Raw genomic sequence first — 19,824 nt, forward strand, 5'->3', positions numbered from 1 at the left:
GTAATGCGGGGTTCGTGTAATCGGGGGGGGGCGGCAGGGGCGTTCAGCGCAGCGTGCGTGCGCCCTGCGGCGTGTCGAATTCGGCGACGAGCGCCGGCGGGCCGTCGCCGGTGTCGAGGTCGAGCAGATGGCCGGCGCCGAGCCAGTCGAGCTGCTCGCGGATGACGTCCGCATGCGGGTGGATGCCCTTGAGCGCTTTCAGTGCGACGCCGTCGTTCGGCAGTGATTCGGCCGGATGGCGCGGGCTGTCCCACTGGATCAGCGATGGCACGAGGCCGTCGCCGACGCCTTGCCACGCGGGAAACGCGCCGTCGTCGGGCACCGTGAGACCCCAGCTCAGGTCGCCGCGCCGCATCGCGACGACCGGCGCGATGCGCGCCGGGTACTGGCTTTGCCACATCGCGAGCTGGCGCGGGCGGTCGACGCGCGCGACCCAGTGAGCGAGAAACGGGCCCTGCGCGAGCCGTGCGTGCATCGCCGGATCGTCGAGCGCGAACAGCCGCGCGCGCGGCGGCGTGGCGCCGTCGTCCGGGGCGGGTGCGTCGGGGTCGATCGCGATCACTTCGAGGTAGAGCCCGCCCCAGGCGCCGAACAGCGCATTGTGGGTCCGCATCAGCGGGTGGCGGCCGCCGCCGGCCGGCTCGATGCCGAGCGAAGCGGCGACATGGCGCACGCCTTCGTCGAGCGTGCGCGCGGCGATCACGAGATGGTCGAGGGTCAGGGAGCGGGCTGGCATGAACGTCGGTCGGGAAGCGAAAGTGTCATGGTGGGCGGGCGATGCGCCGGACGGTTGCGGAACCGGCCGGTGCCCGGGCCGCGATGCAGGCCCGGCGGCGCGGCACCGCGTGCGGCAAGGCCGCGACGGCAGCCGCACGATCGCCATTCGTGCCAACTGTAATCGTCGGCACCGGCACAGTAACGGTACAATCGGCGCGATAGCCTTCGGTACAGTTGGAGCAGCCACCACCCATGTCCACCGTCCCACTCGCCCAGATTCCCGCGCCGCACGATACGGCCACGCTCACGCTCGTCGACCAGCTCGTCCAATGGGCGCGGCGCCGAATCGACGAACGCGTGTTCCGGCCCGGCATGCGGATGCCGTCGATCCGCAAGCTCGCGCTCGACAAGAGCGTGTCGCGCTTTACCGTGGTGGAGGCGTACGAACGGCTCGTCGCGCAGGGCTACCTCGACTCGCGGCGCGGCTCGGGTTTCTACGTGCGCGAGCGCACGGCCACCGGCCCGCAGCCGGCCGACAACGTGGTGCGCGTGGCCGAGGCCGCGCCCGTGCACAACACGATCGACGTCGTCTGGCTGCTGCGCAACATGCTGCACACCGTCAGTCCGGAAAAAGGGCCGGGTCTCGGCTACTTGCCGGGCCGCTGGCTCGACGGCGAGCTGATCACCGGCGCGCTGCGCGCGCTCGGGCGCCAGTCCGGCGCGCAGATGCTCGGTTTCGGCACCGCGCAGGGCTTCCTGCCGCTGCGCCAGCAATTGCAGACGCGGCTCGCGGAAGTCGAGATCGGCGCGAAGCCCGAGCAGCTCGTGCTGGTGTCGGGCATCACGCAGGCGATCGACCTGATCTCGCGGATCTACGTGCGGCCCGGCGATGCGGTGATCGTCGGCGATCCCGCGTGGTTCCAGATGTTCGGCCGCTTCGCGTCGCAGGGCGCGCAGCTGGTCGGCATGCCCTATACGCCCGACGGCCCCGACCTCGACGCGCTGGAAACGCTCGTGCAGATGTGGCGGCCGAAGATGCTCGTGATCAATTCGGTGCTGCAGAACCCGACCGGCACGTCGCTGTCGGCCGCGCAGGCGTTCCGGATCCTGAAGCTCGCGGAGGCGTACGACTTCCTCGTCGTCGAGGACGACGTGTACGGCGACCTGTGCCCGCCGAGCTATCCGGCCACGCGGCTCGCGAGTCTCGACCAGCTGAAGCGCGTGATCTACCTGGGCAGCTATTCGAAGACGCTCGCGGCGAATTTGCGGGTCGGCTATGTCGCCTGCGCACCGGAGATCGCGAAGGCGGTCACCGACCAGAAAATGCTGGTCGGCATGACGACGCCGGAGCTCAACGAGCGCGTCTTGTACAAGATCCTGACCGAAGGGCATTACCGGCGCCACGTCGAGCGGCTGCGCGCGCGGCTCGACGGCGTGCGCGACAAGACCGCGCGGATGCTCGAGCGTACCGGGTTGCGGCTCTTCACGATGCCGGCGGCGGGGATGTTCCTGTGGGCCGACACGGGCGTCGATTCGGACGCGCTCGCGGCCGCCGCGCACGAGGAAGGGTTCCTGCTGACGCCGGGGAGCCTGTTCTCGCCGCAGCAGTCGTCGTCGACCTGGACGCGCTTCAACGTCGCGAACTGCGGCGATCCGGCACTGCCGGGGTTTCTCGCGCGCTATATCGAAGCGGCGGCGCGGCGCGCGTCGTGACGGGGGGGCGGCAGGCCGCCCCTTGAAATCCGCTCGCCCGTCCCCAGATACCCGCGCGAACCGCTTGCGCCAGGCGGTCGTCCTTGACGGGCCCGCCGGCATCGCGCGCCGGCCGCCCGCGCCACACCATTCAAGTTCATGTAAGAGGAAACAGCATCCATGGCACACGAAACGATGAGCTTTCAGGCAGAGGTCAAGCAACTCCTCCACCTGATGATTCATTCGCTCTACAGCAACAAGGAAATCTTCCTGCGCGAACTGGTGTCGAACGCGTCCGACGCGGCCGACAAGCTGCGTTTCGAAGGGCTCGCGGACAACGCGCTGTACGAGAACGATCCGAACCTGCGCATCCGCATCGGCTACGACAAGGCCGCGCGCACGATCACGATCGACGACAACGGCATCGGCATGAGCCGCGACGAGGCGATCGCGAACCTCGGCACGATCGCGCGTTCGGGCACCAAGGAATTCTTCACGAAGCTGTCCGGTGACCAGCAGAAGGACGCAGCGCTGATCGGCCAGTTCGGCGTCGGCTTCTACTCGGGCTTCATCGTCGCGGACAAGATCACCGTCGAGACGCGCCGCGCGGGCCTGCCGGCGAACGAAGCCGTGCGCTGGGAAAGCGCGGGCGAGGGCGATTTCACGATCGACGCGATCGAGCGCGCGCAACGCGGCACGACGATCACGCTGCACCTGCGCGAAGGCGAGGACGAACTGCTGTCGTCGCACCGCTTGAAGTCGATCATCCAGAAGTATTCCGATCACATCGCGCTGCCGATCCTGATGCAGAAGGAAGAGTGGGATCAGGAAAAGGGCGAGATGGTCCTGAAGGACGAGGACGAGACCGTCAACCAGGCGAGCGCGCTCTGGACGCGTTCGAAGAGCGACGTCACCGACGAGCAGTACACGCAGTTCTACCAGCATATCGCGCACGACCACCAGGATCCGCTCACGTGGACGCACAACCGCGTCGAGGGCCGCAGCGAATACACGCAGCTGCTGTTCGTGCCGGCGCATGCGCCGTTCGACCTGTGGAACCGCGATTACCGCGGCGGCCTGAAGCTGTACGTGAAGCGCGTGTTCATCATGGACGACGCCGAGCAACTGCTGCCGCAATACCTGCGCTTCGTGAAGGGCGTCGTCGATTCGGCCGACCTGCCGCTGAACGTGTCGCGTGAAATCCTGCAGGAAAGCCGCGACGTGAAGGCGATCCGCGAAGGCGTGACCAAGCGCGCGCTGTCGATGCTCGAGGAACTCGCGAACGCGGAAGAGGACGCCGGCAAGGAGAAGTACAAGACGTTCTGGAGCGCGTTCGGCCAGGTGCTGAAGGAAGGTCTGGGCGAGGATCACGCGAACCGCGAGCGGATCGCGAAGCTGCTGCGCTTCGCCTCGACGCACGGCGACACCGACGCGCAGGACGTGTCGCTCGCCGACTACGTGTCGCGCATGAAGCCCGAGCAGAGCAAGATCTACTACGTGACTGCCGATACGTGGCAGGCCGCGAAGAACAGCCCGCACCTGGAAGTGTTCCGCAAGAAGGGTGTCGAGGTGCTGCTGCTGACCGATCGCGTCGACGAATGGATGCTGTCGTTCCTGCATGAATTCGACGGCAAGCCGCTCGCGAGCGTGGCCCGCGGCGATCTCGACCTCGGCGAGCTGAACGACGAGGAAAAGAAGGCGCAGGAGCAGGCGGGCGAGGCGATCAAGCCGGTCGTCGAGAAGATGAAGGAAGCGCTCGGTGACAAGGTGAAGGAAGTGCGCGTCACGTTCCGCCTGACCGATTCGCCGTCGTGCCTCGTCGCGGACGATAACGACATGAGCGGTTACCTGCAGCGGATGCTGAAGGCGGCCGGCCAGAACGCGCCGGCGATGCAGCCGATTCTCGAGATCAATCCTGAGCACGCGCTCGTGAAGCAGCTGAACACCGACAGCGCCAACTTCGGCGACTGGTGCCACCTGCTGTTCGATCAGGCGTTGCTGGCCGAAGGCGGGATGCTCGACGATCCGGCGAGCTTCGTGAAGCGGACCAACGCGCTGCTGCTGTCGCGCTCCGCGTGAACGCGCGGATGCGATTCGACGGCGCACGGGCGGGCTGGCGCGAAACGCCCCGGCCCGGCTGCACGCTCGACCAGCGCGACTGGCTGACGCGCGGTGGTTCGTTGACCGCGCATCTGGCGCGGCTCGGCGGTGTGAGCGTGCGCGTGACGCGCGAGGCCGTCGACTGCGCGTGGTTCGACGAACCGGACGCGCTCGACAGTGCGCCGCGTGCGCCGATGTGGGTGCGCGAGGTGATCCTGTCGGTCGACGGCATGCCGTACGTCGTCGCGCACAGCATCGCGCCGCTCGCGGCCAGCAAGGGCGTGTGGCAGGCGATGCGGCGGTTGCGCACGCGGCCACTCGCGGAGCTCCTGTACAGCGATCCGCAAGTCGAGCGCTCCACGCTCGTCAGCCGGCGCGTGATCGCCGGTCATCCACTGTATGCGCTCGCGAGCCATGCGTTGCAGGGTGCGCGGGCGCCGCATGCGTTCGCCGCGCGGCGCTCGGTGTTCCAGCGGCACGGCAAGCCGTTGATGGTCACCGAGTGCATGCTGCCTGCGCTGTGGCGCCATCTCGATGCGCACGGCGACGGGCCGCGATCCGTCGGGCCGCGCGGGGCGGCGTGATGCTGCAGGGCTTTGGGCCGGTCGTCGGGCCGCATACGCACACGATGATCCTCGGCAGCTTTCCGGGCGAGGCGTCGCTCGATGCCGCGCAGTACTACGCGCATCCGCGCAACCAGTTCTGGCGGTTGCTCGGTGCCGTGCTCGGCGAGCCGGGGCTGCACGAGCTTGTGTACGACGCGCGGCTCGAGCGCGTGCTTTCGCACGGCATCGGCATCTGGGACGTCCTCGATGCGTGCCATCGACAAGGCAGCCTCGATTCTGCTATCCGGAATGCGAAGCCGAACGACTTTGCGTCGTTGCGCGAGCATGCGCCGTTGCTCAAGCGCGTGTGCTTCAACGGCAAGACGGCAGGGCGGTTTGCGGAGGTGATCGGCGAGGGCGGATACGACACGCTCGTGCTGCCTTCGTCGAGCCCGGCGAACGCGATGCTGTCGTTCGAGCAGAAGCTCGCCATCTGGCGGCAGATTCTTTCCTGAGATCGATTGCGCCGAGCGCCCTGGCCGGGCGCCGCCGCGCCATCCGCTTTGCGCGCCGGGCGTGTTTCACGCCCGCACGTCATCTCATTTGTCGCTCTGTCCTTTGCTGTTGTTCGCATGGAGCATGCCGTTGTCCTCCAGCTGCCAGGTCACCTAGGTGCCGCCGCGAATCCGCACGATCCACGCGCTTGCCGACCAGCATCGCCGCGACTTCGTCATGGCTCAGCCAATGGCGGGCCATGTTCGCCATGACGATGGTCAGCGGCTTGCTGATGCCGTGCCGTCGAACGCCTGTTGATCGGACGATTCGGCGGATATCGTCGCGCCGATCACTCGTCGTCGCCCCATCGCCACCGGGGCTTCTCGCCCTTGAGCAGGCACACTGCAATCAGCAGCGCGACCCACACCACGACGCAGGTGCCGTATGCAAGCGGCGAGCGTTGCGGCGGCACGAGCCACGCGGTGGCGAGGATCCCGATCGCGAACAGCAGCAACACGACCCATCCCTGCCATGCGACCGGCAACCCCCAGCCCCATCCGTAGCGCTTTGCCGGAAACCAGATCCTTTTGCCGTTCGAGTTCATGCGTCCTCCCTGGATCACCGAGTGCAGCGTAGCGCCAACCGGATTCGAAGTCATGCAGGGCATGCGGCACGGCCACCATCCCCCGCCAATGCTATCCTCTCGTCCGCTAAAACCAGCTTCACCCAGCGAGATTCACACATGACCCGACTGATCAAGCGCGCGTCCGCCGAGGCGCGCGCGTTCAAGCAACGCAAGCCGGCCGCCTACAACGGCTCCGAAAAGCTCCAGCCGCCGCGCGTGAAGCGCCGTCCGGAGATCGACGAACACGACGACGTGCCCGTCCTCGAGGCGCCGCGCAAGCCGCGCTTCGCACCCGTCACGTTCTCCGAAGAGCGCGGCGTGCGCTTCCTGCACTTCGGTACCGAATGGGTGCAGGGTGCGATGCGGATCTCGAAGCCGCTGCACATCGAGCTCGAATACGCGCAGCAGATGATGGCGTGGCTGCTGTTCCTCGAAACGCCCGAGCGGATCGTCCAGCTCGGGCTCGGCACCGGCGCGCTCACCAAGTTCTCGCACCGCTTCCTGCCGCACGCGAAGGTCGAGGCCGTCGAACTGAACCCGGCCGTGATCGTCGCGGCGCGCACGATGTTCGCGCTGCCGCCCGATGACGCACGCCTCGTCGTGCATGAAGCCGATGCATGGGATTTCGTCAACGATCCGGCCAACCGCGGCACGACGGGCGCATTGCAGATCGACCTGTACGACGCGACCGCCCGCGGCCCGGTGCTCGACAGCGTCGCGTTCTACCGCGCGGTGCGCGGCTGCCTCGCCGACGCGGGCGTCGCGACGATCAACCTGTTCGGCGACCATCCGAGCTTCGTGCGCAACATGAAGCACCTGAACGCGGCGTTCGACCATCGCGTGATCGCGCTGCCGGAAGTGCACGACGGCAACCGGATCGCGATCGCGTTCTCGGGCCCCGCGCTCGACGTGTCGTTCGCGCAGCTGGAAGCGCGCGCGAAGCTGATCGAGGACACGCTGAAGCTCCCCGCGCGCAAGTGGGTGAAAGCTTTGAAAGAAACGACCGGCGCACGCGAATCCTCGTTCGCGATCTGACGCTCATGCACCGGTCGCATGCCGGTGCAACCGCTTGACTGGGGGGCGGATCACCTCGGGTTCGCCCCTGCTTGACCGCTCGCTCGCGGCTCCTATACTGGCGCGAAGCCAGGGGAGCCGCAGCTTACCCGTTTTGCCCCTCCTCTCGCCGCCGTACCCGCTTGACAAGATCGATAACCGGGAAAGATGAGGAGACGTCATGGCTCACGATGCCGACGCCAATCGGGCCGCCAAGCGCTGGCTCTGGCTGCTGGTGCTGCCGCTGATCGCGATGGTCTGGGTGCCTTCGTACAGCAAGATCGAACCGCAATGGTTGGGTTTTCCGTTTTTCTACTGGTACCAGTTGTTGTGGGTGTTCATTAGCGCGGTGATCACCGCGTTCGTGTATTTCAAGACCAAGCACGCATGGAAGGCAGGCGGCACGCAGGGAGGTGCGCGATGAATCTCGGCGCGACCTTCGTCTTCGTACTCCTGTTCATCGGTGTCACCATACTCGGTTTTCTCGCCGCGAACTGGCGGCGCGGCGATCTCGCCCACCTCGACGAATGGGGGCTCGGCGGCCGCCGCTTCGGTACGATCGTCACGTGGTTCCTGCTCGGCGGCGACCTCTACACGGCCTACACGTTCGTCGCGGTGCCCGCGCTCGTGTTCGGCGCCGGCGCGATGGGCTTCTTCGCGTTGCCGTACACGATCCTGATCTACCCGTTCGCGTTCGTCGTGTTTCCGAAGCTGTGGAGCATCGCGAAGCGGCACGGCTACGTGACGGCCGCCGACTTCGTCAACGCGCGTTACGGCAGCCGGATGCTCGCGCTCGCGATCGCGGTGACGGGCATCCTCGCGACGATGCCGTACATCGCGCTGCAGCTCGTCGGCATCGAAGTCGTGATCGGCGCGCTGGGTTTCGACACGACCGGCTTCGTCGGCGACCTGCCGCTCATCATCGCGTTCGCGATTCTCGCCGCATACACCTACACGTCGGGGCTGCGCGCGCCCGCGATGATCGCGATCGTGAAGGACATCCTGATCTACATCACGATCGCGGCGGCGGTCATCGTGATCCCCGCGAAGCTCGGCGGCTTCAGCCACATCTTCGCGTCGGTGCCGCCGGCGAAGCTGCTGCTGAAAGCGCCCGATGCGACGAGCCTGAACGGCTACAGCGCGTATGCGACGCTCGCGATCGGCTCCGCGCTCGCGCTGTTCCTGTATCCGCACTCGGTCACGGCGATCCTGTCGTCGGCGTCGGGCAACTCGATCCGCCGCAACATGGCGATGCTGCCCGCGTACTCGTTCGTGCTCGGCCTGCTCGCGCTGCTCGGCTACATGGCGCTCGCGGCGGGCGTGAAGGACATGCCGCAGTACGCGCCGTACTTCAAGGCGTTCGGCCCGAACTTCGCGGTGCCCGCGCTGTTCCTCGAGTATTTCCCGTCGTGGTTCGTCGGCGTCGCGTTCGCGGCGATCGGCATCGGCGCGCTGGTGCCGGCGGCGATCATGTCGATCGCGGCCGCGAACCTGTACACGCGCAACATCCACCGCGAGTTCGTGAACCGCAACATGACGCACGATCAGGAGACGCACGTCGCGAAACTCGTGTCGCTGATCGTGAAGGTCGGCGCGGTCGCGTTCATCCTCGGGCTGCCGTTGACGTACGCGATCCAGTTGCAGCTGCTCGGTGGGATCTGGATCATCCAGACGCTGCCGGCGATCGTGCTCGGCCTGTACACGCGCGTGCTCGACCATCGCGGCCTGCTGGCCGGCTGGGCGGCAGGCATCGTGTGCGGCACGTGGATGGCGATTTCGCTGAAGCTGGCCAGCTCGATCTTCACGATCCACCTGTTCGGTCTCGCGATTCCCGGCTACGCGGCCGTGTGGTCGCTGGTCGTGAACCTGGTGGTGTCGGTGGCGGTGAGCGTGCTGGTGCGCATGATGGGCATGGCGCACGCGGAGGACCGCACGCGGCCGGAGGATTACCTCGACGTCGCCGAGGGCTGAACGCCTCCCGGCTGTTGCAGTTTCGACACGGCGCCCGCGACGCAAATCGCGGGCGTTTTGCATGGTCCGCCGTGAACGCCCCGTGCGGCCGTGCTTCCGTTTCCGTTGATCTCCAAGCGATTCTAGAATAGTCGCGCCGCGGCGAAAATCGGTGGAAGACCGATTGGAAGCTGCGCTTCCCGTTTGCCAGTATTGCGTCCCGCCCGGCCACGCCGGGTGATTCGATCTCGACACGATTCGACTACATGAGGGATGCAATGATGAAGATTGGGATGCTGGTGCTTGGCCTGTGGTGCGCCGCGCTTGCCGGTTGCGTGAACGCGTACTACCGGTGAGGCGAACGATGAGAGTCCTGTTGATGTGGGTGCTCGTCGCCCCGATCCTGCTCGCCGGCTGCGCGAACATGTATTACCGGTGATGGTGGGCCCGATGAAAACGATCTTGCCGGCCGCGCTGCTGTGCGCGATGCTCGCCGGCTGCATTTCAGTCTATGGTCCAGGACAGCGGTACGCGGCGCGCGATGCGCCGCCGCAGCGGCAGGATACGTCCGACGGCGCGCACGGCGCCGACGATGCGTCGGGCATCGTAATCGGCAATCGCAAGTATGACGAAGTATGGACGGCCGTCGCGCAGTTCTACGCGGACCACAAGCTCGCCGTGCGCGTCAGCGATCGCGACGCGGGGCTCCTGGCCGCCGCCTATGCCGATTATCCGAACGCAGGGAATTTCCTGGATTGCTCCGAGCTGAAGCAGACGTCCAACGTGACACACACGCTGAAGGTGGTGACGCGCATCGACGACGCCACGCAAGGCGTGGCCGTGTCGATCGACGTCGCGGGCACGGCCAGCGTGGTCGCGGCCGGCAAGCAGAAGAGCGCGCGCGTCGCGTGCCGCTCGAACGGCACGCTGGAGCGGGCGCTGGCGGAGGCGCTGCGCAAGTAGCGAGGCCGCCCGGATCACGGCGCTTGCGCGGCGGTCCGGGCGGCGCGCGTGCGTTACTGCCCCGCGCGTTTCGCGAGATCCTCGCGTTGCGAGAGATCTTCGACGTTGACCATCCAGTGCACGCCGAAACGATCCTTCGCCATGCCGAAGCCGAGCGCCCAGAACGTCTTGCCGAACGGCATCGTCACTTCGCCGCCGTCGGCGAGCGCATTGAACAGCTTCTGGCCTTCTTCGACCGTCGCCGGGTTCAGCGACAGCGAATAACCCGAATGCGTGCCGCCCGGCTGGCTGCAGTCGCCGTCCGAGCACATGATCATCGAGTCGCCGATCGTGAAGCTCGCATGCATCACCTTGTCGCCCATCTCCGGCGACATCGGGTAGTCGGGATTCGGCGGCGCGTCCTTGAAGTGCATCTTGAACATCGTCTTCGCGCCGAGCGCCTTTTCGTAGAACTGAAGGGCCTCTTCCGCGCGGCCGTAGAACGTCAGATACGGTTGGACCTGCATCGTTGTCTCCTGTTGGCCGGGCCGGCGTGTCGGTGCCGGCCCGGGTACTTCCAAGATTGACCGGGAAGAGCACGCCGGGATGCGGCCGGCGCACTCGTGACGTGGATTGTAGTGCGCGCGCTTGACGATGGAATGAAAAATAAAAACGGCCGCGAACACGAAGTTCGCGGCCGTTCGTCACGCTTGCTGACGGCTGTTGTCAGGCTTGCTGACAGTTCAACTGACAGCCGTCACGTGCAGCACGGTTCAGCGCAGTGCATCGATCAGCTTCTCGAGCTTCACCGCATCGGCGGCGAACACGCGGATGCCCTCGGCCAGTTTTTCCGTTGCCATCGCTTCGTCGTTCAACTGGAAGCGGAACGATGCCTCGTCGATGGCGACGCGCTCGGTCGGCTTGTCCTGCAGCGCGTCCGGCGACAGCTTGCGTGCCACCGTATCGTTGCTTTCCTGCAGCTTCTGCAGCAAATCGGGGCTGATCGTCAGCAGGTCGCAGCCCGCGAGCTCGGTGATCTGGCTCGTCGTGCGGAAGCTCGCGCCCATCACTTCGGTGTTGTAGCCGAACGTCTTGTAGTACGTGTAGATGCGTCGCACCGACTGCACGCCCGGATCGTTCGCACCGCCGTTCTTCGCTTCATCCCAGTCGGCCCCGGCCTGCTTCTTGTACCAGTCGTAGATGCGGCCGACGAACGGCGAGATCAGTTGCGCGCCGGCTTCCGCGCATGCGGCGGCCTGGACGAGCGAGAAAAGCAGGGTCATGTTGCACTTGATCTCTTCCTTCTGCAGCACCTCGGCCGCGCGAATGCCTTCCCACGTCGACGCGAGCTTGATCAGGATGCGCTCGCGGCCGATGCCGGCGGCTTCGTAAAGCTTGATGAGTTCGCGACCCTTGTCGATCGAGCGCTGCGTGTCGAACGACAGGCGCGCATCGACCTCGGTCGACACGCGGCCCGGGATCAGCTTCAGGATCTCGGTGCCGAATGCGATCAGCAGGCGGTCGATGATGAAATCGGTGCTTTCGTTGCGATGATCGCGGACGGTTTTCTCGAGGATCGGCTTGTACGCGTCCTTCTGGACGGCCTTCAGGATCAGCGACGGGTTCGTGGTCGCGTCCTGCGGCTTGTATTGCGCAAGCTGCTGGAAATCGCCCGTGTCGGCGACGACGGTCGTATATTGCTTCAGCTGGTCGAGTGCGGTAGTCATGGCGATTCGGGAGGAGGGCGCAAGGCGCCGGGGTTCTCACGGGCCGCGCGAGCGCGGCAGCGAAGCGAGGCGGCGCCCGGGCGCCACCTCCGATCCGCTATTTTAGGCCCGAATCGCGTCGTGCACGTTTCGGCGTGCCGTTTGCGGTGCGGGGCCGCGCCATGCGGCGCTACGCGGGGCGCCGCGCGTTCAGGATCACCTGCGTGACGATCCCCGCGACGAGCCCCCAGAACGCCGAGCCGATCGACAGCAGCGTGAGGCCCGACGCGGTGACCATGAACGTGACGAGCGCGGCTTCGCGCTGCTTCACGTCCTGCATCGCATTTGCGAGCCCGCTCATGATCGAGCCGAACAGCGCGAGCGCGGCGACCGACACGACGAGCGCCTTCGGCAGCGCCGCGAACAGCGCGGCGATCGTCGCGCCGAAGATCCCGGCGACCAGGTAGAACGTGCCGCACCACACGGCGGCCGTGTAGCGCTTCGCGTGATCCTCGTGCGCTTCGGGGCCCGTGCAGATCGCGGCGGTGATCGCCGCGAGGTTCACGCCGTGCGAGCCGAACGGCGCGAGCAGCAGCGATGCGAGACCCGTGGTCGCGATGAGCGGCGACGACGGCGTCGAATAACCGTCCGCGCGCAGCACGGCGATGCCGGGCACGTTCTGCGATGCCATCGCGACGACGAACAGCGGAATGCCGATGCTGACGATCGACGCGATCGAGAACGCGGGCATCGTGAACACGGGCTGCGCGAGCGCGATGTGGAAGCGGCTGAAGTCGAGCAGGCCGAGACCGCCGGCCACCGCAGTGCCGACGATCAGCGTCGTGACGATCGCGTAGCGCGGCGCGAGTCGCTTGACGATCAGGTAGGTGAAGAACATCGCGAGCACGAGCGCGGTCTGGAACTGCGCGGCGCGGAAGATCTCGATGCCGATCTCGAACAGGATGCCCGCGAGCAAGGCGGCCGCGATGCCGGCCGGAATGCGCCGCATCAGCGTGTCGAACAGCCCGCTCACGCCGACCGCGGTCAGCAGCAGCGCGCACACGACGAACGCGCCGATGGCCTCGGGGTACGGCACACCGGGCAGCGACGCGATCAGCAGCGCGGCGCCGGGCGTCGACCATGCGACCACGACGGGCGCGCGAAAGCGCAGCGACAGGCCGATCGTCGTCAGCGCCATGCCGATCGACAGCGCCCAGATCCACGACGAGATCTGCGCGTCGGTCAGGTGCGCGGCCCGGCCGGCCTGGAACATCAGCACGAGCGAGCTCGTGTAGCCCGTCATCATCGCGACGAAGCCGGCGACGAGCGCGGAGACGGACGTGTCGGTGAAAAAGCGGCGGCCGCCGGCGCGGCCAGCGCTCGCGGTGGGCGAAGGGTTCATGCTATCTCCGGGGGGAGGCCGCTCTGACGCGGCCTTCGTGTCTGCAGGGCGGGTTCGTTATTTGCTGAGTGCGCGCATCGCGGTTTCGAGGCCCGCGAGCGTGAGCGGATACATGCGCTGGCCGAGCAGGTCGCGGATCACCGCGACCGATTGCCGGTACTCCCATAGCCGCTCGGGCTCGGGGTTCAGCCAGGCATGGTGGGGGAACTGGTCCGCGAGGCGGCGCAGCCAGACGGCGCCGGCTTCCGGGTTGTTGTATTCGACCGAGCCGCCGGGCTGCAGCACCTCGTACGGGCTCATCGTCGCGTCGCCGACGAAGATCAGCTTGTAGTCGGGCGTGAACTTGTGCAACACGTCCCACGTCGCGGTGCGCTCCGAGTGACGACGGCGGTTGTTCTTCCACAGGTGGTCGTACACGCAGTTGTGGAAGTAGTAGAACTCCAGGTGCTTGAATTCGGCCTTCGCGGCCGAGAACAGCTCTTCGGTGCGCTTGATATGGTCGTCCATCGAGCCGCCGACGTCGAGCAGCATCAGCACCTTCACGTTGTTGTGACGCTCGGGCACCATCCGCAAGTCGAGCCAGCCGGCGTTCGCGGCCGTGCTGCGGATCGTGCCGGGCAGGTCGAGCTCCTCGGCCGCGCCTTCGCGCGCGAAGCGGCGCAGGCGCCGCAACGCGACCTTGATGTTGCGCGTGCCGATTTCGACCGAATCGTCGTAGTCGCGGTACGCGCGCGCCTCCCACACCTTGACGGCGGTGCGGTTGCCGTTCGACGGGCCGCCGATGCGCACGCCTTCCGGGTTGTAGCCGCCGTGCCCGAACGGCGACGTGCCGCCGGTGCCGATCCACTTGTTGCCGCCTTCGTGGCGTTCCTTCTGCTCGTCGAGCAGTTCCTTCAGGCGCTCCATCAGCTTGTCGAGCCCGCCCATCGCTTCGATCTGCGCCTTTTCCTCCGGCGACAGCTCGCGCTCGAGACGCTTCTCGAGCCAGTCGAGCGGAATGTCGAACGCTTCGGACGGCAGCACGGACACGCCGTGGAAATACGCGCCGAACGCCTGGTCGAACTTGTCGAAGTACTGCTCGTCCTTGACGAGCGTCATCCGTGCGAGGAAGTAGAACGCGTCGATCGACGGCGAGATCAGGCCAGCCTTCAGCGATTCGAGCAGCGTCAGGTATTCCTTCACCGAGACGGGCAGCTTGGCTGCGCGCAGCGCGTAGAAGAAATTGAGCAGCATGGCCGGGCCTTCGCGGTTGGGTTACCGGTTGTGCCGGTTCATGTAGACGAGCCGCTCGAGCAGGCTCAGATCCTGCTCGTTCTTCAGCAGCGCGCCCGCGAGCGGCGGCACGATCTGCTTCGCGTCGGCGCCGCGCAGCGCGTCGGCCGGGATGTTCTCGGCGAGCAGCAGCTTGAGCCAGTCGAGCAGCTCCGACGTCGACGGCTTCTTCTTCAGCCCCGACACGCCGCGCAATTCGAAGAAACTTTGCAGCGCCGCCTGCAGCAATTCTTCGCGGATGTTCGGAAAGTGGACCGCGACGATCTGCTGCATCGTCGACGCATCGGGAAACTGGATGTAGTGGAAGAAGCAGCGGCGCAGGAACGCGTCGGGCAGTTCCTTCTCGTTGTTCGACGTGATGATCACGAGCGGGCGGTGCTTCGCGCGTACCGTCTCGCGCGTCTCGTACACGTGGAATTCCATCCGGTCGAGCTCGCGCAGCAGGTCGTTCGGGAATTCGATGTCGGCCTTGTCGATCTCGTCGATCAGCAGCACGCTCGGGTGCTCGGCGTCGAACGCCTGCCACAGCACGCCCTTGACGATGTAGTTCGAGATGTCCTTCACGCGTTCGTCGCCGAGCTGCGAGTCGCGCAGCCGCGATACGGCGTCGTATTCGTACAGGCCCTGCTGCGCCTTCGTCGTCGACTTGATGTGCCACTGCAACAGCGGCATGTCGAGCGCGGCCGCCACTTCCTCGGCGAGCATGGTCTTGCCGGTGCCGGGCTCGCCCTTGATCAGCAGCGGGCGTTGCAGCGTCAGCGCGGCGTTGACCGCGAGCTTCAGGTCGTCGGTGGCGACGTAGTGCGAGGATCCTTCGAAACGCATGGCGGCGCTCTTTCCTGGTCGCAAAAAAACCCAGTATAAGTCAGAAGGGCTGTCCGGTTGGCCCGGGGCCGCGTATCGTTGCGGGGCTGCGGCGGGGCCGGACCGGAGCGCCATGTGGACGCGTTCCCCGCCGACGCGGTACAATCTGGCCGTTTTTTTTGGCCTGCGTGGCGATCCGATAAGCAAAACGGCGCGGGCCGTTGCCGCTTCGGCGCCAGTTTCCCCTCAAGCTAGGTTACAAGAGCTATGAACAAATTCGTCGGCAAACACGTCGTTGTCGCAGCGCTCGTGGCGCTCGCGGGCAGCGCGCAGGCGGCCGGTGTGGTCGGCAACCCGAAGGACGGGGCGAGCAAGGCCGCCATGTGCATCGGTTGCCACGGCATCCAGGATTACCGCGCGGCGTACCCGGAGGTCTACCGGGTGCCGGTCCTCGGCGGCCAGAACCAGCAATACCTCGAGAACGCGCTGAAGGCCTACCGCAAGAAGGATCGCCACTTCCCGTCGATGAATGCGATCGCCGGTTCGCTGACGGACCAGGACATCGCGGATCTGGCGGCTTACTACGCCGCCCAGAAGGCCGACACGAAGGACAATCCCTACAAGTAAAGCGCGCGCCGCCGATCTGACCGGCGGGACAGGAGCATTCATGAATAACGCATTCAAGACGGCGGCGGTTGCACTGGCGGCCGGCCTCGCGATCGGTACCGCGCATGCGGCGGACACCACGAAGGGCAAGGAGCTGGTCGAGTCGCACAATTGCGCGGCCTGCCACGGCGCGCAGCTGAACAAGCCGATCAACGCAGAGTATCCGCGCCTCGCCGGCCAGCACGCCGACTACCTCGTGTGGGCGATGCGCCAGTACCAGATGGGGCTGACGAACCCGCTGCTCGGTCGCAATAACGCGATCATGCAGGCGCAGGTGCAGAACCTGTCGGTCAACGACATGAAGGACATCGCGGCCTACATCGAGTCGCTGAAAGAGACCGATCTCGTCTTCAAGAAGTAAGCGCATCGGACCTTCCCGGTCCGTGCAGCCGGAGTACCCCGCCGCGGCGGGGTATTTTTTTTGTCCGCGGCGCTCAGTCGCGCGACGCGCGGCGCAGGATGCGCTGCAGGTACGCGTCCGTATCGGGCGGCGTGCCGGTGCGCTGCGCTTCCCAGATCGTCTCGCCGAGGCATTCCATGATCATGTGCTGCGCCTCGTGGGTCGAATCGAGCTTCGCGGCCAGCTTGTCGTGCGCGGCGCGGATGCCGGGCGGCTGGTCGATCGACAACTGCTCGCTGATCGCGAGGTGCATCGACAGGTGCAGGAACGGGTTCGTGCGGCCTTCCTCGGGCGTGTAGTTGCGCGCGGCGGCGCCGTCGGCGTCCGCGAGGTCGTCGTGGTATTCGGGATGCTCGACGATCCAGTCGGCTGCCATCGCTTCCAGCGGCGTCAGGATCTCGCCTGCGCGTTGCTTGCGCCAGGTCTCGGTGAAAAAGCGACGGACTTCGTCGCGACTCGGATTGAACATGGTGGGGATGCGTCGTGATTCGGGCGGCGTCATGCCGCGTCGCGCATTGTACGCCGGGTCGGCGTACGGCGCTGGCGGCGGGCGGCGCGCGCACCGTGGCATAGCGCGGGCGACGTCAACTGGAGTCGGCCAGCGCGGGCCGCGGCGCGGCGCAACGGGTAAGCGCGGGCTAGGCTGCCGGCCACCGGGCCGTTAAACTCCGACGATTCCCGTCGTCGCGCTCACACCGTTCCGTCATGTCCGCCACCGCCCGCTCATCGTCCGCCGCGCTGCAGGGCGCGCTCTACGTCGCGCTGTCCGCCGCCGCATTCGGCGCGATGGCGATCTTCGGTCGTTATGCGTATGCGGCCGGCGTCGACGTGCTCGGGCTGCTCATCGTGCGCTTCGCGATCGGCGGCGCGGTCCTTGCCGCGATCGCCCGGCACCGCCGCGTCGCATGGCCGCGCGGCCGCGCGCTCACGCCGCTCGTGGCGATGGGCGCGCTCGGCTACGTCGGGCAGTCGTTTTGCTATTTCAGCGCGCTCCAGCATGCGCAGGCGAGCCTCGTCGCGCTGCTGCTGTACCTGTATCCGGCCTTCGTCACGCTGTTGGCCGCGTGGTGGCTCGGCGAGCGCCTCACGCGCGCGAAGGCGGTCGCGCTCGTGCTCTGTGTCGCGGGCTCCGCGCTGATGGTCGGCGGCGGCCACGGCGAGCCGCTCGGCATCGCGCTCGCACTGGCCGCCGCGGTAATCTATTCGCTGTACATCGTCGGCGGCACGAAGGCGACGCGCGGCGTCGATCCGCTCGCGACCACCGCGATCATCTGCCTGTCGGCGACCGCGACGCTCGTCGTGATCGCGATCGTGCGGACCACGGCGTTCGGCGCGCCGCCGCGCTGGCCGGAGACGGGCGCCGGCTGGGCGTCGATGCTCGCGATCGCGCTGGTGTCGACGGTCGCAGCGATGCTCGCGTTCTTCGCCGGGCTCGAGCGGCTGGGGGCCGCGCGCACGTCGATGCTGTCGACGCTCGAACCGGTCGTGACGGTCGCGCTCGCGGCGCTGCTGTTCGGCGAGGCGCTGTCGCCGTTGCAGTGGGCTGGCGGCGTCGCGATCCTCGCGGCCGTGCTGGCGCTCGTGCGTGCGGGCGGCGCGGCGGCCGACGACGCGACGGCGACGTCCAACGCATAAGCAGGGAAACGGGGAAAGTCGTGGGGGCCGCAACGGCGCTCGCGGGTCGTGCCGCGCGCCGCGCACGGCTCGGGCGGCCGCGCGCAGCGCGTCAGCCGCGGCCGGCGGTCACTCGTTCGGCGGTGGTGTCTTCGGCCGGAATTCGCACAGCGGCTCGATCGCGCAGTGCCAGCATTCGGGCTTGCGGGCCTTGCACACGTAGCGACCGTGCAGAATCAGCCAGTGATGCGCGTCCTGCAGGAATTCCTTCGGCGTGAACTTCTCGAGCGCGGCCTCGACGGCTCGCACGTCCTTGCCCGGTGCGAGCCCCGTGCGGTTCGCGACGCGGAAGATATGCGTGTCGACCGCGATCGTCGGCTGGCCGAACGCGGTGTTCAGCACGACGTTCGCGGTCTTGCGGCCGACGCCCGGCAGGCTCTCGAGCGCTTCGCGATCGGCCGGCACTTCGCCGTCGTAGCGCTCGAGCAGGATGTTGCACGCCGCGATCACGTTCTTCGCCTTGGTGCGGTAGAGGCCGATCGTCTTGATGTAGTCGGCGACGCCTTCTTCACCGAGCGCGACGATTTGTCGCGGGGTGTTCGCGACCGGGAACATCTTGCGCATCGCCTTGTTGACCGACACGTCGGTTGCCTGCGCGGACAGCATCACCGCGATCAGCAACTCGAACGGCGTCGTGTATTCGAGCTCGGTCGTCGGATGCGGATTGAGGCTCTGCAGCGTTTCGTAGATCGCGCGTCGTTTGGAGGCGTTCATGGACGGTTCTTGTCGGGCGGCGCGGTCGGGCCGTTCCGGTCGTCGTTGTTCGGATCGTCGTGGTCGTCACGGGTGTCCGCAGCCTCGGTGTCGCGCTGCGCCTGCGGTTCGGCGAGCCGCTTGCGGCGGGCTTCGGCCGCGTCGATCTGCGCCTGCACGGCCGCGCTCACGCCTTCGGTGTTCTTCGGTCCGGCACCTCGTTCGGACAGTTCTTCCTTCTTCTTGCGTGCGCGTTCGAGCGCGGCGGCGATGATCGCGCGTTTCCTGGCGTCGGCATCGTCGGCCGGGGCGGCGCCCGGTGCGCCAGGCGGTGCCGCGACCGGCGCAGCCTTGGCCGCACCGGCACTGGCCGCGCGGCGGGCGGCGGCACGCGCTTCGGCGGCCTCCCGTTCGCGACGCTGGCGGGCGAGTCGGCGGTCGTGGCGTTCGCGCGCGGCGTCCGCCTGTTCCTGCGACCACGCGTCCCAGCCGGTGCGCTCGTCGGTCACGGGGACCATCGCGATGCAGTCGACCGGGCAGGGCGGCACGCACAGGTCGCAGCCGGTGCACAGCGATTCGACGATCGTGTGCATCTGTTTCGGTGCGCCGACGATCGCGTCGACCGGGCATGCCTGCATGCACAACGTGCAACCGATGCACAGGCTTTCGTCGATGAACGCGACGGCGCGCGGATGCTCGGTGCCGTTGACGGGATTCAGCGGGATCACGGGCTTGCCGAGCAGGCTCGCGAGGCGTGCGATGCCTTCGGCGCCGCCGGGCGGGCACTGGTTGTAGTTCGCGTTGCCGGCGGCGATCGCGTCCGCGTACGGACGGCAGCCGTCATAGCCGCACTTCGTGCATTGCGTCTGGGGAAGCAGATCTTCGATGCGATCTGCGAGGGTCTTGGAATCGGTCACGGTGACAACGGGCGCAGCAGCGCCGAATGGCTCTCGGCCGCGTCTGGCGCGGCCGGAAAGGTTTGCCAAACCTCAATTATCGCCGATTTCCCGCATTGCGCTGGACGCTGTCTGTGCGCATAATCGAACCGCTTTTTTGCAGGGGCTCAGCAGGAGGGCGGCCGCACGCGG

21 protein-coding genes are annotated in these 19,824 nt (G+C 67.0%); 11 read left to right on the forward strand and 10 right to left on the reverse strand.

The window, feature by feature from the left end:
- Positions 1-43: 43 nt before the first annotated feature.
- Positions 44-736, reverse strand: a complete 693-nt coding sequence (locus tag DIE11_RS20870; protein ID WP_124626765.1) for a VOC family protein — start codon at positions 734-736, stop codon at positions 44-46.
- 233 nt (positions 737-969) lie between these two features.
- Here DIE11_RS20870 and DIE11_RS20880 point away from each other — a divergent pair, with 233 nt between their 5' ends.
- The 4 genes from DIE11_RS20880 to DIE11_RS20895 all read left to right on the forward strand — a co-directional run bounded on the left by DIE11_RS20880 (position 970) and on the right by DIE11_RS20895 (position 5,569).
- Positions 970-2,430: a PLP-dependent aminotransferase family protein gene (locus DIE11_RS20880; RefSeq protein WP_059600355.1), complete on the forward strand. Its 1,461-nt coding sequence runs from the start codon at positions 970-972 to the stop codon at positions 2,428-2,430.
- Positions 2,431-2,589: 159 nt separating this feature from the next.
- On the forward strand, positions 2,590-4,488 hold the full coding sequence (gene htpG / locus DIE11_RS20885) for a molecular chaperone HtpG (protein WP_124626769.1): 1,899 nt from the start codon (positions 2,590-2,592) through the stop codon (positions 4,486-4,488).
- A gap of 8 nt (positions 4,489-4,496) precedes the next feature.
- Positions 4,497-5,093: a chorismate lyase gene (locus tag DIE11_RS20890; protein WP_124626771.1), complete on the forward strand. Its 597-nt coding sequence runs from the start codon at positions 4,497-4,499 to the stop codon at positions 5,091-5,093.
- Complete coding sequence (locus DIE11_RS20895; protein WP_124626774.1) at positions 5,093-5,569, forward strand: DNA-deoxyinosine glycosylase; 477 nt, start codon at positions 5,093-5,095, stop codon at positions 5,567-5,569. Before DIE11_RS20890 ends, DIE11_RS20895 begins: the two co-directional genes overlap by 1 nt.
- 329 nt (positions 5,570-5,898) lie before the next feature.
- On the opposite strand, the gene DIE11_RS20900 is transcribed toward DIE11_RS20895, so the two are convergent.
- Positions 5,899-6,153 carry a hypothetical protein gene (locus tag DIE11_RS20900; RefSeq protein ID WP_124626901.1) on the reverse strand — a complete coding sequence of 85 codons (255 nt, stop codon included), beginning with the start codon at positions 6,151-6,153 and terminating at the stop codon, positions 5,899-5,901.
- Between the two features lie 138 nt (positions 6,154-6,291).
- On the opposite strand from DIE11_RS20900, the gene DIE11_RS20905 reads away from it, so the two are divergent.
- The 4 genes from DIE11_RS20905 (at position 6,292) to DIE11_RS20920 (ending at position 10,140) form a co-directional block, all read left to right on the forward strand.
- Complete coding sequence (locus DIE11_RS20905) at positions 6,292-7,209, forward strand: hypothetical protein (protein ID WP_059600359.1); 918 nt, start codon at positions 6,292-6,294, stop codon at positions 7,207-7,209.
- 199 nt (positions 7,210-7,408) lie between these two features.
- Positions 7,409-7,651, forward strand: coding sequence for a DUF3311 domain-containing protein (locus tag DIE11_RS20910; RefSeq protein ID WP_059600360.1), 243 nt, complete (start codon positions 7,409-7,411; stop codon positions 7,649-7,651).
- Positions 7,648-9,198: a monocarboxylate uptake permease MctP gene (mctP, locus tag DIE11_RS20915; RefSeq protein ID WP_059600361.1), complete on the forward strand. Its 1,551-nt coding sequence runs from the start codon at positions 7,648-7,650 to the stop codon at positions 9,196-9,198. The genes DIE11_RS20910 and mctP overlap by 4 nt, the downstream gene beginning before the upstream one ends.
- Positions 9,199-9,627: 429 nt before the next feature.
- Positions 9,628-10,140: a hypothetical protein gene (locus DIE11_RS20920; protein WP_124626777.1), complete on the forward strand. Its 513-nt coding sequence runs from the start codon at positions 9,628-9,630 to the stop codon at positions 10,138-10,140.
- Positions 10,141-10,193: 53 nt separating this feature from the next.
- On the opposite strand, the gene DIE11_RS20925 is transcribed toward DIE11_RS20920, so the two are convergent.
- The 5 genes from DIE11_RS20925 to DIE11_RS20945 all read right to left on the reverse strand — a co-directional run bounded on the left by DIE11_RS20925 (position 10,194) and on the right by DIE11_RS20945 (position 15,324).
- On the reverse strand, positions 10,194-10,646 hold the full coding sequence (locus DIE11_RS20925; protein WP_124626779.1) for a VOC family protein: 453 nt from the start codon (positions 10,644-10,646) through the stop codon (positions 10,194-10,196).
- 246 nt (positions 10,647-10,892) lie between these two features.
- The gene (tal, locus tag DIE11_RS20930; RefSeq protein ID WP_124626781.1) at positions 10,893-11,846 is read right to left on the reverse strand and encodes a transaldolase; all 954 of its coding nucleotides are present in this window, start codon (positions 11,844-11,846) and stop codon (positions 10,893-10,895) included.
- Positions 11,847-12,015: 169 nt separating this feature from the next.
- Positions 12,016-13,227, reverse strand: a complete 1,212-nt coding sequence (locus tag DIE11_RS20935; protein WP_059600364.1) for a benzoate/H(+) symporter BenE family transporter — start codon at positions 13,225-13,227, stop codon at positions 12,016-12,018.
- A gap of 57 nt (positions 13,228-13,284) precedes the next feature.
- Complete coding sequence (locus DIE11_RS20940; protein ID WP_124626783.1) at positions 13,285-14,460, reverse strand: VWA domain-containing protein; 1,176 nt, start codon at positions 14,458-14,460, stop codon at positions 13,285-13,287.
- A 21-nt stretch (positions 14,461-14,481) separates the two neighbouring features.
- Positions 14,482-15,324, reverse strand: coding sequence for a MoxR family ATPase (locus DIE11_RS20945; protein ID WP_124626785.1), 843 nt, complete (start codon positions 15,322-15,324; stop codon positions 14,482-14,484).
- A 246-nt stretch (positions 15,325-15,570) separates the two neighbouring features.
- Here DIE11_RS20945 and DIE11_RS20950 point away from each other — a divergent pair, with 246 nt between their 5' ends.
- Positions 15,571-15,930 carry a cytochrome c gene (locus DIE11_RS20950; protein ID WP_011885616.1) on the forward strand — a complete coding sequence of 120 codons (360 nt, stop codon included), beginning with the start codon at positions 15,571-15,573 and terminating at the stop codon, positions 15,928-15,930.
- 40 nt (positions 15,931-15,970) lie between these two features.
- The gene (locus DIE11_RS20955) at positions 15,971-16,330 is read left to right on the forward strand and encodes a cytochrome c (protein ID WP_124612467.1); all 360 of its coding nucleotides are present in this window, start codon (positions 15,971-15,973) and stop codon (positions 16,328-16,330) included.
- A 73-nt stretch (positions 16,331-16,403) separates the two neighbouring features.
- Here DIE11_RS20955 and DIE11_RS20960 read toward each other — a convergent pair whose 3' ends face one another.
- Complete coding sequence (locus DIE11_RS20960) at positions 16,404-16,871, reverse strand: DUF1841 family protein (protein ID WP_409360402.1); 468 nt, start codon at positions 16,869-16,871, stop codon at positions 16,404-16,406.
- Between the two features lie 203 nt (positions 16,872-17,074).
- Here DIE11_RS20960 and DIE11_RS20965 point away from each other — a divergent pair, with 203 nt between their 5' ends.
- Positions 17,075-18,004: a DMT family transporter gene (locus tag DIE11_RS20965; RefSeq protein WP_124626787.1), complete on the forward strand. Its 930-nt coding sequence runs from the start codon at positions 17,075-17,077 to the stop codon at positions 18,002-18,004.
- Between the two features lie 108 nt (positions 18,005-18,112).
- Here the strand turns inward: DIE11_RS20965 and nth are convergent, their stop codons facing one another.
- Positions 18,113-18,757 carry an endonuclease III gene (gene nth / locus DIE11_RS20970; RefSeq protein ID WP_124626789.1) on the reverse strand — a complete coding sequence of 215 codons (645 nt, stop codon included), beginning with the start codon at positions 18,755-18,757 and terminating at the stop codon, positions 18,113-18,115.
- A complete protein-coding gene (gene rsxB, locus DIE11_RS20975) occupies positions 18,754-19,722 on the reverse strand; it encodes an electron transport complex subunit RsxB (protein WP_311767593.1) in 969 nt (322 codons plus the stop codon). The genes nth and rsxB overlap by 4 nt, the downstream gene beginning before the upstream one ends.
- Between the last annotated feature and the right edge of the window lie 102 nt (positions 19,723-19,824).

Origin of the sequence: Burkholderia sp. Bp9012, assembly GCF_003853825.1 — a bacterium.
GTDB lineage: Bacteria > Pseudomonadota > Gammaproteobacteria > Burkholderiales > Burkholderiaceae > Burkholderia > Burkholderia diffusa.